The following is a 13,983-nucleotide window of genomic DNA, read 5'->3' as shown; positions in this document are numbered from 1 at the left end:
CGAGGGTCCAAATGCCTCAGCCGGAGAGCTCGAGGCGGAACCGGTGCTCGACCACCGGCGACGAGCCGCCCACGAGGGTCGACCACGTCAGGTCGAACGTCGACGGGGCACTGACGGTGCTGTCGACGACGATCGAGTGCGGTTCGTCGGCGGCGAACGCGATGGGCGGGCCGGTCGGCTGGATCACGGTCTCGGCGGCCACGATCACCTCGGTGGCGTCCGGACGGGCGAACGCGACGGTGGCGGCGTCGACCCCGGGGACCACCGGCGCGTTGGCACTGCGCAGGGTCGTGGTGCTGCCGGCGAAGGTCGGAGCCGACGTGTGGACGCGGGCCACCCACGTGCTGGTGGGCACGCCGGCGGGACTGGTGACGGCGAGGATGGTGGGATCGTCGAGGGTGCTCCCCAGCTCGGCGAGGCGGGTGTCGAGGGTGATCGAGCCGACCTCGGGCGTGGCTGTGGGATCGGTGCTGATGAGGTCGGCACGGATGCGCACCCACCGGTCGAAGTCGTGGTCGTAGGCGGCCGGTGTCGCGCTGGCGGTGTAGTAGGTCCCGGCGGTGCCGTCGGGTCCGACGAACGGGGACAGGACGCTGGCGAGTTGCGACGCACCCGAGGCCAACTGGAACCGCACCGCGGTGTCGGCGGGAACGGCGGCCGCCCACCGCAGCAGGCCGAACACGCCGTCGGCCCCGGTGTCGACTGGCGCCGAGTCCCACCGCCCCGCAGGACGGAAGCGCCCCTCCTCGGGGCGAGCCGTCAGCGAAGGGGCGGGGAACGTCACCTGCCGCGCTTGCCGCCACGAGCCGACCTGCACCTCGTCCTCGGCGCCGGTGCCGGAGCCGCGGTCGAAGCTCAGCCAGAACGGCTCCCCACCGGTCGAGGCCACCGACACGGCGTCGGTGGTGACCGTCCAGCCCGTGGCGTCGACGGCGCGCCCGATGAAGTCCCCGCCGAAGTCGGCCCCGGCGCAGGCCACCGCCGGCGCGCCGCCGATGCTGATCTCGGTGCCCGCGACCGGGCAGACCACCACGACGTGTTCCGCGTCGAAGGGCAGGAGGTACCGGTCCCCCAGCTCGCCGACGGGCCAGAACGAGGTCGACTCGCCGCCGTCGCCGTCGTCCTGCTGGAGGGCGCCGCTCGCAGCATCGAGGGCGGTGATGCGCACGCCCGGCCCGGCGCCGGCCGCGGGGCTGGGACCGAAGACGTCGGACGCATCCGGCGTGCCCGAAACCAGCTCCTCGGTTCCGTCCGAGCGCTGGACGTCTCCGTCGCCGCCGGCGGCGCCATACCCCAGACGGGCCTGCTGGCTCTGCACCCCGACGAGGTCGTCGGTGGTGGCGGGCACGCCGACGACGGCGTCACCCCCCACGTCCGAGCGGTGGGTGAGGAGGAAGGGCACGCCGTTGGTCGACCGCACCACCGCGGCATGCGGGGCCGTGACGTCGGCGGCCACGGTGACGGAGCCCTCGCCCGGAGCCACCGTGAGGCTCGCCGCCGGCGTGCTGCCATCGAGGATCTCGATGTCGCTGCTCGCCCACGGCGAGCGCACCGAGAAGGTCTGGGCGTCCCGGTCGGTGGGCACCACGAAGGTCGTGCCTGCAAAGGCGGCGGGGACCAGGCCGTCCTGCCCGTCGTCCACGCCGACGCCGGAGATCGGGCCGGTCGTGGCGTACGACGAGTCGGGCCCGTTCCCGGTGAAGCTCACGACCTCGCCGGCGCCGGCGGTGAGCGCCGGCGCCCCGTCGAGGCTGATCTGGGTACCGGCGAGGAGGGGGGCCACGTCCACGCGGTCGGCGCCGGGCCCGTAGGCGTCGCTGACCGTGTAGTAGAGGGTCTGCGCGCTGTCGTACGAGAACACCGCGGCCTGGTCGCTCGCCGGACTGACGGGATCGGGGTTGTTCCAGTACAAGCACAGATCCGTGGTGACGCCGGCGGTGAGCTGGTCGAGCTGCACCCAGACCGCGGTGGCCAGGCTGTCGAGGGTGCCGGGCTCGACCCAGAGGTCCAGGTCGACGAACCCGGACCCGTCGTGGCGGGCGGCCCGGAGGTCCTCGGCGCCGACGTCGAGCTCACCTGCGGCGATGGCGGTCTGGGTGTCGATCAGCACCCGCACCTGGTAGCCGTCCTCGGTGGTCGCCCCGGCCGCGGTGTGGTCCACGTCGAAGCACCGGCGTGAGCGCCAGGCGTCGTCCCACCAGGGCTCAGCCGGGTCGGCCGGGACCGTGCCGTAGTGGTCGAGGGTGAGGGTGTCGGGGACGAGGTCCGAGCGGGCTCCGGCGAAGGCGCCGTCCGCCCAGGCCGTGTCGCCGGGCGCGCTCACCGCGGTGGCATCGCCGTAGTCGTAGAAGTCGAGGCTGTCGCCCACCTCCACGCCGCTGGCGGTGAGGTGGTCGCCCCCGACGTCGGCCGTGGCCCCTCCGATGGTGTCCGGGCCCGATCGGGACACCACCACGAGCGCGCACGCCACCGCGACGACACGCCAGCGACGACGCTGGCGGCGCGCGGCAGGGGGGCGGGGGCGGGATCCCACGGTCTTCCTTTCGGGCGTCCGCGCCCCGCGACTGAGCGACGCGCCCGCATCGCCTACCGTCGGCGCTGGATTCGACGGGACCGGCGGCGGCGCCGGACGAGGCAGGGAGATGGCCGTGGCCGACATCGACGGGTACGTGGCGGCGGGGTTCGACGGCGTCCGGGAGGCCTTCGCGGCCAACTTCGACAGCCATGGCGAGGTGGGCGCCTCCTTCTGCCTCTACCACCGCGGCGAGAAGGTGGTGGACCTGTGGGGCGGCGTGGCCGACCCCGCCACCGGCCGCCGGTACGAGGAGGACACCTGCCAGCTGGTGTTCTCGACCACGAAGGGCATCGTGGCCATCGCCGCCAACCAGCTCATCGACGCGGGCCGCCTCGACCCCGACGCGCCCGTGGCCACGTACTGGCCCGAGTTCGCCCAGGCGGGCAAGGACGAGCTTCCGGTGCGCTGGCTGCTGTGCCACAAGGCCGGCCTGCCCGTCCTCGACGTCAACCTCACCGTCGACGAGACCTTGAGCTGGGATCCGGTGGTCGAGGCCCTCGCCGCCCAGGCCCCGATCTGGGAGCCGGGCACCCAGCACGGCTACCACGCCACCACCTTCGGTTGGTTGGTGGGCGAGCTCATTCGCCGCGTCAGCGGCCAGGGCGTCGGCGCCTACGTGGCCGAGAACATCGCCGGACCGCTGGGCGTCGATCTGTGGATCGGCGTTCCCGAGGACCGCCTCGGCCAGGTGGCGCCGCTGGTGCCCATCGACCTGCCCGACAACGAGAACGTGCGCATGATCATCGAGCAGGTGCTCGGGCCCGACAGCATCACCGGCAAGGCGCTGCGCACCCCCTGCCCCGAGCTGTTCGGGGGCACCGAGGGCATGATCGACCTGTCGATGTTCGACGACCCGCGGGTCCTGCAGGCCGAGATCCCCGCGGCGAACGGCGTCACCAACGCACGCGCGCTGGCCCGCGTCTATGCCGCGACCATCGGCGAGGTCGACGGCATCCGCCTGCTCTCCGAGGCACAGGTCGACAAGGCCATCGAGCGCCAGACCACCGGGCCCGACGCGGTCATGTTCTTCGAGACCGCCCTCGGCCTGGGCTTCTTCCTGTCCTCGGCGTTCAGCAGCTACGGCGGCCCTCGGGGGTTCGGCCACACGGGCACGGGCGGGTCGATGGGCTTCGCCGACCCCGACGCCGGCATCGGATACGGCTACGTGATGAACCACCTGATGCCGAACATGATCGGCGACGCCCGCACCGTCGGCCTCACCGAGGCCTGCTACGAGGCCATCGGCGGCCGCCCTCCCGTCATCCTCTGACCTTCGACGGCAACAGGCGGGACGGCAGGAGACGGGCCAGGCCCTCCGAGCGGGCGGCGAGCACGGGGCCGAGCACGGCGAGCACCAGCACGTAGAGCGCCACGAAGGGTCCGATGCGCTCGTCGAGGCCGGCGGCCACGCCGAGGGTGGCCAGGATCAGCGAGAACTCGCCCCGCCCCAGGATGGTGAAACCCACGTTGGCGGCCGCCAGCCGGTCGAGCCCCTCGATGCGGGCGGCGATCAGACCCGCGGCCAGGTTCAGCACCACCGACAGCAGCACCGCGATGGCCACGGGCAGCGCGACCGCGCCGGCGTCGGCGGGGTCGATGGTCAGGCCGAAGGTGAAGAAGAAGAGGGCGGCGAACGCGTCCCGCAGGGGCAGTACGAGGCGCTCGATCCGGCCGGCCACGACCGTCTCGGCCAGCACCAGGCCGGCGAGGAAGGCACCGATGGCGTCGGAGACCCCCAGCTCGGCGGCCACGCCGGCCACCAGCACGGCGAAGCCGAGGAACGAGATGGTCAGGAGCTCGTCGTCCCGGCTGGCCACCAACCGGCCGGCGAGGCCGCTGCCGAAGCGGGCGAAGGTCACCAGCGCGACGAGGAAGGCGAAGGCCGTGGCGAACTCGATGGCGGCCTCTGCGGGCCCGTCCGCCGAGCCCAGCACGGGGGCGAGCAGCGCCAGGTAGAGGGCGAGGAAGAGGTCCTCCACCACGATGACCCCGAGGATCAGACGGCTCTCGGGGTTGGCCAGGCGGTGCAGCTCGACCAGCAGCTTGGTGACGATGGCCGAGGAGGAGATCCCGACCGCACCGGCGATGACGAGCGCCTCGCTGGTGCCCCAGCCGAGCGCGAGCCCGAAGAGCAGCCCTCCGCCCACGTTGAGCAGCAGGTAGATCGCACCGATACCGAGAAGGCGGCGGCCTCCGGCGGCGAGGTCGTCGAGGCTGAACTCGAGGCCGAGGTGGAACAGCAGGAGGACCAGACCGAGGGCGGCGAGCAGCTCGAGGTCGTGGGGATCCTCGACCAGGGCGATCCCAGGGGTGTTGGGGCCGAAGATGATGCCGGCGGCCATGAAGAACGGAATGGTCGGCAGACCGATGCGCCGACCGACGCGTGCGAGGAGACCCGCGGCCAGCAGCGCCCCGCCGATGGCAACGAGGAGGTCGCCCATGCTCAGCTCCTGACGACGTGCCGGCGGAAGCCGGCGAGATCCTCCGGGCGCCCGATGACCACGAGCCGGTCACCCGGACGCAGCACCTCGCTGGGCTCCGGCGCGACCAGGGACTGGTGGTCGCGGAGGATGGCGGCGATGGTCATCCGGGTGGCGGAGCGGACCTCGAGCTCGGCGATCGACCGGCCGGCGCCGGGCGACGCCTCGTCGAGCGTCACCCAGTCGATGAGGAGGTCGTCGATCACGGCCTCGATCTCCTCGACCACCGAGGGCGTGAAGTACGCGCCGCCCAGGATCGCCCCGAGGGTCCGGGCCTGGGCGTCGCTCAGGGCCACCGAGGCGCGACGCGACCCCTGGTCGAGGAGGTAGAGGTCACGACGACCCGAGTGGTGGATGATCACGGCCACGTCGCCGCCCTCGTCCGCAGGCAGGTCGTAGCGGTGGCCGATGCCGGGCAGGGCCACCTCGGTGATCTCGCCGCCGGCGGCACGCGGGCGTGGCATCGGACGGTTGGGCTCGGAAGGTGCAGGCACGGAGGCCTCCTCGGGAGGTCGTGGGGGGGGACGGCGGCGGCAGCCACCGGGGGGAGGCGACGCGCGGGGCGCGCGTGGACGCTCGGGAAGTGGTGCGGTCAGCGGGGCTCGGGCGCACCGTCGGCGCGGAGGGTGGCTCCCACCGAGGCCGGGATGGGGACCTGCCAACCGTCTTCTTCGAGCTGTGTCCGGGACCGAGCCAGCTCTCCGGCATCGCGCCCCTGGGACGAGAAGCGGAAGACCCACTGGTCGCCCTGGTCGTAGACGCGCTCGAAGGTGACGGACTCGCCCGCCTCGACGGTGCCCACCGGCGTCCAGTCCGTGTCGTCGCCGTCGTTGGCGGCGATGGTGATGTCGTAGGGCGTGGGGTTCGTGAACGCGATGGCGTCCACGTGGGCGGGCATGCGCAGGAGCGGCGCGAGGAGCAGGCCTGCGGCGAGCACCACGGCGCCGGCGAGCACCCACAGGAGGTGGACGGGACGCGGCGACCAGCTCCGTGGGGCGCCGAGCTCGCGGTCGATGGTGGGTGCGCGGGTCATCGCCGCCGCCCGGCGGGTCGGGGAACGTGAAGAGCAGCACAGCGGTGCGGCATCGGGACCTCCTGGTCACGGGTCGATCTGGTCACGGGTCGAGCGGCCGCCCCGGCGGTCGGGGCAGCGGATCAGGGCGCGTGCGTCAGGAGCGCGGTGGCGCGCGACCGCGGACGGTCGATCCGTGCCCGGCGGGTGCCAGGAGGACGAGAAGGTCGCCGTGGTGTCGACGACGGAGCGCGCCGACACCCACCAGGGCGGCGGCGGCGACCGCCGCCAAGGGGGTCCATCGTGACTTCGCCAGGCGCTGGGCCCGGCTGTCGAGCCGTTCCTCCGCGCCGGCGGTGATCGCGGGGGCCTCCAGGTGCACGGAGGCGACCAGCTCGGTGCCGCTCGCCACGCCGTGCGTCGTCCACCCGGGGGCGGCACCGACACCCCAGCCGAGCGCCAGAAGGGCGACGACGGCCAGCACGAGCGGTGCGAGGCGAAGGCGTCGCAGCGGCATGACCTTCACCAGGGTACCGGTAGCCTGAGCGGGTGACCGCGGCCAGCGCGGAGGCGGCGCGCCGGCGCACCTTCGCCATCATCTCCCACCCCGACGCCGGCAAGACCACCCTCACCGAGAAGTTCCTCCTCTACGGTGGCGCCCTGGCCAAGGAGGCCGGCGCGGTGAAGGCCAAAGGTGAGCGGCGCTCGGCCACGTCGGACTGGATGGCCCTCGAGCAGCAGCGGGGCATCTCCATCACGTCGACGGTGATGCAGTTCCCCTACCGGGACTGCGTGGTCAACCTGCTCGACACCCCCGGTCACCGCGACTTCTCCGAGGACACGTACCGCGTCCTGGCGGCCGCCGACGCCGCGGTGATGGTGCTCGACGCGGCCAAGGGCATCGAGCCCCAGACCCTGAAGCTGTTCGAGGTGTGCCGCCAGCGCAACCTGCCGCTGCTCAGCTTCATCAACAAGTGGGACCGACCGGGGCGCGACGCCCTCGAGCTGATCGACGAGATCGAGTCGAAGCTCTCCATCGTCCCGACGCCCGTGACCTGGCCCGTGGGCATCGCCGGCGATTTCCGAGGAGTTGCCGACCGGGCCCTCGGCGGCGAGGGCGCCGGCGAGATCGGCTTCACCCGCTTCACCCGCACCGCCCGGGGCAGCACCGAGGCGCCGGAGGAAGAGGTGTCCGCCGAGCAGGCCCGCATCGACGAGGGACTGGCGTGGACCGCCGCCGAGGAGGAGCTCGGCCTGCTCGCCGAGGTGGGCGCCGACCACGACGCCAAGTCGTTCCTCGCCGGCGAGACCAGCCCGGTGTTCTTCGGCTCGGCCCTCACCAACTTCGGGGTACGCAAGCTGCTCGACGCGATCGTCGACCTGGTGCCGTCCCCCTCCCCCCGGGAGGACGCCGACGGCGTGCCCCGCGGCCTCGACTCGCCCTTCTCGGGCTTCGTGTTCAAGGTGCAGGCCAACATGGACCCGTCCCACCGCGACCGCATCGCCTTCTTCCGGGTGTGCTCGGGCCGGTTCGAGCGGGGCATGGTCGTCACCCACGGCCCCACGGGCAAGCCCTTCGCCACCAAGTACGCCCACCAGGTGTTCGGCCAGGAGCGCGAGACCCTCGAAGAGGCCTTCCCCGGCGACGTGGTCGGTCTCGTCAACGCCACCGACGTGCGCGTGGGCGATTCGCTCTACCTCGACGAGCCCGTCGAGTTCCCCCGCATCCCCAGCTTCGCCCCCGAGCACTTCGCCGTGGCCCGCGTGCGCGACACCGGGCGCTTCAAGCAGTTCCGCCGGGGCATCGCCCAGCTCGACGAGGAGGGCGTGGTGCAGGTGCTGCGCGCCGACGACACCGGCGACCAGGCGCCCCTGCTCGCCGCGGTCGGCCCCATGCAGTTCGAGGTGGCCACCCACCGCCTCGAGAACGAGTTCGGTGCCCCCGTCGAGCTGAACCGCACCAGCTACCGGGTGGCCCGCCGCACCGACGAAGCCAGCGAGCCGGTGCTCACCGCCATGCAGGGCGTCGACGTCCTCAAGCGCGCCGACGGCACCCGCTACGCCCTCTTCGAGAGCCAGTACTGGCTCGAGCGCGTCGAGCGCGAGCAGCCCGAGTTGGTGCTCGACCGCCTCGTCGCCGAGGGCGGCGCCTGACCCACCGAGGCCTACCGGGCGGCCGGAGAAGACGGGCCGGGACCGGGCGTTAGCCTGCGGTCCATCCTCCGTTTCCGTGCTTTGGCAACGCTCGTCGGCATCGCGCTGATCGCCGCCGCGTGCGGGGCCGGCGGTGGGGCGGATCGGCCCGGCGGGGAGGACGCCGCCACGACGACCAGCGCCGCCGCGCCCGCCACGACGGCGGCGCCGACCACCACCACGGCGCCGCCGTTCGAGGGGTGGGTCGACCCGGCGTCGTCGGGCCAGCCCTACGGCGACACCGTGCCGGGGCTCCTCACCTTCCGGGGGAACCCCACCCGCACCTACTACGGGCAGGGCCCGGTCCCCACGAACCCGCAGGTGCTGTGGAGCTACCCGGGGTCGGCCATGTGCTCCGAGTCGAGCGAGGGCGACGAGACCCGGGTGTGGTGCGGCTCGGGGTGGACCGGCCAGCCGGCGGTGTTCGAGCGCAACGGGGTGACCTGGGTGGTCTTCGGGGCCTACGACCGGGCCGTGCACTTCCTCGACGCCGCCACCGGCGCCGACCTGCGCCCGCCGTTCCCCACCGGCGACATCATCAAGGGCTCGGTGACCGTCGACCCCGACGGCTACCCGATCGTCTACACCGGCTCGCGCGACAACTACTACCGGGCGCTGGCCATCGACCGGAACCCGGTGCAGGAGCTGTGGTCGCTGAGCGCAGACGCCGTCAGCCCCACCATGTGGAACAACGACTGGGACGGTTCGGGCCTCGTCATCGACGACCACCTCTTCGAGGGCGGCGAGAACAGCCAGTTCCACGTCGTGAAGCTGAACCGGGCCGGCGGCACCAGCGAGGCCGACCCCGTCACGGTCGCCCCGCAGCTGATCTTCAACACGCCGGGCTGGGACGACCAGTTGCTGGCCGACATCGGCGACACGTCGGTGTCGATCGAGAACTCGGTGGCCATCTCGGGCAACACCGCCTATTTCGCCAACTCGGGCGGTCTCGTGCAGGGCTGGGACATCGGCCCCCTGCTCCCCGGCGGCGCCGGGCCGTCGGCGGTCACCCGCACCTTCCGCTTCTGGACCGGCGACGACACCGACGCCAGCGTCGTGATCGACGACGAGGGGATGCTCTACGTCGCCTCGGAGTACGAGCGGAGCACCGCCCGCTCGGCCGAGGTGGGCCAGATCATGAAGCTCGACCCCACCAAGCCGGACGACCCGCTGGTGTGGTCGATCCCCGACATGGGCGCCAACCCCGCCGGCGTGTGGGCCACCCCGGCCATCCACCGGGGCACGCTGATCGTGCCCACCAACGGGGGCCGACTCCTCGGCATCGACCGGTCGAACGGCCAGATCCTCTGGGAGAAGTCGCTGCCCGGCCCCACCTGGCAGTCCCCCGTCGTGGTCGACGACGTGTTGATCCAGGGCGACTGCAACGGCTTCCTCCACGCCTACGACGTGTCGAACCCGCGGGCGGACCCGCCCGAGCTGTGGACCCTCGAGCTCGGCGGCTGCATCGAATCCACGCCGGCGGTCTGGAAGGGCCGCCTCTACGTCGGCACCCGCGCCGGTCTCTTCTTCGCCATCGGCGACGCCTGACCGACGCCCCATCGGCCGTCGACGGCCACCGTGCTCCTACGATCGCCGGGTGCGGTTCTGGAAGCGCCGGTCGACCCCGCCGGAGGTACGCCGGCCGGCGAGGGCCACGGTGGTGGAGGTCGGTTCGTCGGTCGTGCAGTCCCAGCAGTCGGCGACGTCGCTGCGATTGCGGCTCCTCGTCGAGCCCACCGGTGACCGCACGATCGCCGGCGCCTACGAGGTGACCACGGCCTGGACGGTGGACGCCGGCACGGTCCCGAAGGTGGTCGACGGCGCCCGCTTCAAGGTGGACGTCGCCGAGGGGCACCCCGAGCAGGTGCACCCTCGGGACGGGCGGATGCGCTGGGACCGGACCCGCACGCCGAAGGACCCGAAGGTGCGGGCGGTCGACGAGGGAGGCACCGGCGGGTGAGCGCCGACGAGGCGACCATCGGGCTCGCGACCATCGTCGTGTTCGGGGTCGGGGCCCAGTGGATCGCCCGGCGGGTGGGCATCCCGTCCCTGCTGCTCCTGCTGCCCGCCGGGCTGCTGGCCGGGGACGTGCTCGGCCTGGTGAAGCCGGAGGAGCTCTTCGGCGACCTGCTCAGCCCGCTCGTCACCCTGCTCGTGGCCCTGTTGCTGTTCCAGGCCGCCACCCAGCTCCGCCTCGCCGACCTGCCCTCCGAAGCCACCGGCGCGGTCATCCGCCTGGTGACGATCGGCCTCGCCGTGACCTTGGCCGGCGCGGTGGCCTCCGCCCTGCTCTTCCTCGACGTCGACCCGCAGTTGGCGATCGTGGCCGGCGCGGTGCTGGTCGTCTCGGGTCCCACCGTCGTCGGCCCCCTGCTCGACGTCGTCCGGCCCCGCCACCCGACCGCCAGCATCCTGCGCTGGGAGGGCACCACCCTCGACCCCCTCGGCGCCACCGTCGGCGTCATGGTGCTCAACCTCGTGCTCGCCGCCGACCGGGGAGGCATCCACCCTGGTGTCGGGATGGGCGGCCGGTTCGTGATCGGGGTCGCCGCCGGCACCGTCGCCGCGCTCGTCCTCATCGCGTTGATGTCGCGGTTCTGGCTGACCGACGACATGGAGGCGGCGGTGGCGCTGATGCTGGCCGCCGGCGCGTACGCGGTCGCCGAGCTCCTGGCCTCGGAGGCGGGCCTGTTCGCGACCGTGGCCATGGGGGTGCTCGTGGCCAACCAACGCACCGTCGCCACCGACCGCATCCAGGGCTTCGGCGAGACCCTCGAGGTGCTGATCATCGGCACCCTGTTCATCACCCTCGGTGCGCTGGTGAAACTCGACGACCTCGGCCGCTACCTGTGGCCCGTCGTCGGCATCACCGTCACACTGGTGCTCGTGGTGCGGCCGATCACGGTCGCGGCCTCCCTGGCGCGGACCCAGGTGCCGTGGCGGGACCGGGCCATGATCGCCTGGATGGACCCGCGCGGCGTCGTGGCCGCGGCCACCGCCACCACCTTCACCGTGTCGCTGAACGCCGCCGGCTTCGAGGCCGACTTCCTCCTTCCCGTCACCTTCGGGGTGATCCTCGGCTGCGGGCTGATCTACGGCCTCACCGCGAAGGCCGTGGCCAAAGGCCTCGGGGTGGCCGAGCCTGCGCCCACGGGGGTCACCCTCGTGGGCGACGACCCCTGGCTGCGGGCGTTCGCCGCCTGCCTCAGTGGCGCAGGGGTCGACGTGCTGCTGGTGACCACCACGCCTCTCGCGCCGGACGAGCGTCCCGAGTCGGTGGTCACGGTCTCCTTGGCCGACGGGGTGCACCGAGTACGCGAGGCCATCGAGACCACTCCGGCGGCGCGCGCGATCGTCTCGCTCGACCACGGGGTGCCCCTCACCCTGTTCGAGCCCGATCTCGTCGAGCGCTTCGGCCGCCGCCACGTCCTCACCGTCCCTCGGGAGGCACCCGAGGCGGTCGAGGGCCTCACCCCCTTGCGGGCCACCGCGCCGGCGTTCCGCGGGCACGCATCGCGCGACGACCTCGGGCGACGCCACGCCGCCGGTGCCGTGGTGTGCGAGGTCACCGCGCCGCTGCCCGCCGGTGCCGTGCTGCTCGCCACGGTGACCGCCAGCGGCGGCGTCCACCTGCGCCGTGCGCCCTCCGAGGTGGGCGCCGACGACACCCTCATCGCCCTCGTCGACCGCCCTGCTTGACCCTTCCCTTCGCCGTGGCGCCGGGTTACCCTCCGGCCACGGCTCGGGAGCCGACCGTCATCGCTCCCCGATGGAACCACCGAACATCGGGAGCGAACCCATGTCGATCAGTGCTGCAGAACGTGACGAACTACGAGAGCTGGCGCGCGATGCGCTCGGGAACCGGGGAGCCGACCTGCTGATGGCCGGCTTGGACGCGGTCGATCTCCAGGGCCTCGAGGAGCGGCTGACACTGCGCATCGAGCTGGTCCGAGCCGAGCTCCGCAACGAGATGACCGAGCTGCGGGCCGACGTGCACGAGCAGCTCGCCGAGCTGCGCTCTGACTTCACCGGGCTGGATGGGCGCTTTGTCGTCCTCGAGGGCAGGGTCGGGCAACTCGAGAACCGGGTCGGGCAACTCGAGAACCGCGTCGGGCAACTCGAGAACCGGGTCGGGCAACTCGAGGACAGGATCGGGCAACTCGAGGACAGGATCGGGCAACTCGAGAACCGGATCGTCCAGATGGAAGGACGGATGCTCTCCGAGCTCGGCCTGCTCCGAGGGGAGATCGGGGCCCAGGTCCGGGTCTTCTACTTCGCGTTCATCACGACGCTGATCGGGATCGCCGGCCTCGCCTACACCGCCTTCCAGGCCGGGCAGGGCTAGGGCGCGGCGGCCTCCGCCGCCGCTTCGACCGATGCCACGACGGGGCCATCACGGCGTTGCAGCTCGTGACACAGGCGGTTGGCGACGAAGGCGGCCGCCACCGGGGCCACGAGGAGCAGCGCCCGGAAGGTCCACACGATGCGGTTGACCGAGAGGCCGAAGGTCACGGCCAGCACGTCGGTGGCGCCGGCGGCGAACAGCACCACGTAGAAGGTCAAGGTGGCGACGCCGAGGGCGGTGCGCAGCGGCCGGTCGCGGGGCCGGTCGAGGATGTGGTGGGGCGCGTGGTCCTTCGTGAAGTGGGCCTCGATCCAGGGCCATGCGTAGAGGAGCAGGAACGTGACCCCCGGCAGGAGCACGCCGGGGAAGAACGGGTTGGGGATGAGGTAGTCGCCGAGACTGATCTCCCACGGCGGCATGAGCCGCAGCGACCCCTCGAGCCAGCCGATGTACCAGTCCGGCTGGCTGGCCGAGCTGACGTTCTCGACCTCGAAGGGCCCGAAGAGCCAGACCGGATTGATCTGGAACAGGCCCCCGAGCAGGCACAGGAGCGCGGCGGTGAGGAAGAAGACGCCGCCGGCCTTGGCCGCGTAGGTGGGCCAGACCCGCTCGCCCACCACGTTGTCCTCGGTGGCGCCGTCGCCGGCGAAGTGCGTGTGCTTGTGGCGCACGAGGATGCCGAGGTGCGCGGCCAGGAGGATGACGATGGCCGCCGGCAGCAAAAGCACGTGGATGATGAAGAGGCGGGGGATGATCTCGGTGCCCGGGAAGTCGCCGCCGAACAGCAGCGACGAGATCCAGGTGCCGGCCACCGGGATGGACAGGATCACCGAGTCGGCGATGCGGATGCCCGTGCCCGAGAGCTGGTCGTCGAGGAGCGAGTAGCCGGCGAAGCCGTTGCCCAGGGCGAGCACCAGCAGCGTGCAGCCCACCACCCAGTTGATCTCGCGGGGGCGGCGGAAGGCGCCGGTGAAGAACACCCGGGAGATGTGCACGACGATGGCGGCGAGGAAGAGCAGGGCCGCCCAGTGGTGGACCTGGCGCATCATCAGGCCGGCGCGCACGTCGAAGCTGAGGTCGAGCACCGAGTTGTAGGCCGCGCTCACCTGCACGCCCTGGAGGGGGGCGTAGCTGCCGTCGTAGGTGACCGGTGCGGCGGAGGCGTCGAAGAAGAAGGTGAGGTAGACGCCCGTGGCCAACAGGACGATGAAGGAGTAGAGGGCGATCTCGCCCAGCAGGAACGACCAGTGGTTGGGGAAGATCTTGTCGAGCAGGGTGCGGCCGGTGCGGGCGACGCCGAGGCGATCGTCGAACCAGCGGATGGTCCGGCCGGCGCGGGACCCCTTCGGGCCGGCGGCGTCGTCGGGTTCCGCGCCGC

General features: G+C 72.5%; 12 protein-coding genes. 6 read left to right on the top strand and 6 right to left on the bottom strand.

The features are described from left to right. Window positions 1–16: 16 nt before the first annotated feature. A complete protein-coding gene (locus JNK12_14210) occupies window positions 17–2,533 on the bottom strand; it encodes a hypothetical protein (protein MBL8777092.1) in 2,517 nt (838 codons plus the stop codon). 109 nt (window positions 2,534–2,642) lie between these two features. On the opposite strand from JNK12_14210, the gene JNK12_14205 reads away from it, so the two are divergent. Next, window positions 2,643–3,845 (top strand): beta-lactamase family protein, encoded by a 1,203-nt coding sequence (locus JNK12_14205; GenBank protein MBL8777091.1) that lies wholly within the window; start codon window positions 2,643–2,645, stop codon window positions 3,843–3,845. Here JNK12_14205 and JNK12_14200 read toward each other — a convergent pair. From JNK12_14200 to JNK12_14185, 4 genes are all read right to left on the bottom strand, one after another. Then, complete coding sequence (locus JNK12_14200) at window positions 3,835–4,995, bottom strand: cation:proton antiporter (GenBank protein MBL8777090.1); 1,161 nt, start codon at window positions 4,993–4,995, stop codon at window positions 3,835–3,837. The two genes, JNK12_14205 and JNK12_14200, sit on opposite strands and share 11 nt — an antisense overlap. A gap of 23 nt (window positions 4,996–5,018) precedes the next feature. Continuing rightward, window positions 5,019–5,549, bottom strand: a complete 531-nt coding sequence (locus JNK12_14195; GenBank protein MBL8777089.1) for a cation:proton antiporter regulatory subunit — start codon at window positions 5,547–5,549, stop codon at window positions 5,019–5,021. A gap of 98 nt (window positions 5,550–5,647) precedes the next feature. After that, the gene (locus JNK12_14190) at window positions 5,648–6,088 is read right to left on the bottom strand and encodes a hypothetical protein (GenBank protein MBL8777088.1); all 441 of its coding nucleotides are present in this window, start codon (window positions 6,086–6,088) and stop codon (window positions 5,648–5,650) included. Between the two features lie 136 nt (window positions 6,089–6,224). Continuing rightward, entirely contained in the window at window positions 6,225–6,584 is a 360-nt protein-coding gene (locus JNK12_14185) for a hypothetical protein (protein ID MBL8777087.1), read from the bottom strand. A 32-nt stretch (window positions 6,585–6,616) separates the two neighbouring features. Here JNK12_14185 and JNK12_14180 point away from each other — a divergent pair, with 32 nt between their 5' ends. From JNK12_14180 to JNK12_14160, 5 genes are all read left to right on the top strand, one after another. Beyond that, window positions 6,617–8,221: a peptide chain release factor 3 gene (locus JNK12_14180; protein ID MBL8777086.1), complete on the top strand. Its 1,605-nt coding sequence runs from the start codon at window positions 6,617–6,619 to the stop codon at window positions 8,219–8,221. 81 nt (window positions 8,222–8,302) lie between these two features. Then, window positions 8,303–9,808, top strand: coding sequence for a PQQ-binding-like beta-propeller repeat protein (locus tag JNK12_14175; GenBank protein ID MBL8777085.1), 1,506 nt, complete (start codon window positions 8,303–8,305; stop codon window positions 9,806–9,808). 49 nt (window positions 9,809–9,857) lie between these two features. Continuing rightward, window positions 9,858–10,220, top strand: coding sequence for a hypothetical protein (locus tag JNK12_14170; protein MBL8777084.1), 363 nt, complete (start codon window positions 9,858–9,860; stop codon window positions 10,218–10,220). Continuing rightward, window positions 10,217–11,959, top strand: coding sequence for a cation:proton antiporter (locus JNK12_14165; GenBank protein ID MBL8777083.1), 1,743 nt, complete (start codon window positions 10,217–10,219; stop codon window positions 11,957–11,959). The genes JNK12_14170 and JNK12_14165 overlap by 4 nt, the downstream gene beginning before the upstream one ends. A 181-nt stretch (window positions 11,960–12,140) precedes the next feature. After that, the gene (locus JNK12_14160) at window positions 12,141–12,605 is read left to right on the top strand and encodes a hypothetical protein (GenBank protein ID MBL8777082.1); all 465 of its coding nucleotides are present in this window, start codon (window positions 12,141–12,143) and stop codon (window positions 12,603–12,605) included. Here JNK12_14160 and JNK12_14155 read toward each other — a convergent pair. Further along, window positions 12,602–13,927 (bottom strand): ubiquinol-cytochrome c reductase cytochrome b subunit, encoded by a 1,326-nt coding sequence (locus JNK12_14155; protein ID MBL8777081.1) that lies wholly within the window; start codon window positions 13,925–13,927, stop codon window positions 12,602–12,604. The two genes, JNK12_14160 and JNK12_14155, sit on opposite strands and share 4 nt — an antisense overlap. Window positions 13,928–13,983: the final 56 nt, after the last annotated feature.

The organism is Acidimicrobiales bacterium, assembly GCA_016794585.1.
Taxonomy (GTDB): Bacteria; Actinomycetota; Acidimicrobiia; order Acidimicrobiales; family DATDAH01; genus JAEUJM01.
This window is presented reverse-complemented; position numbering and strand designations above follow the sequence as displayed.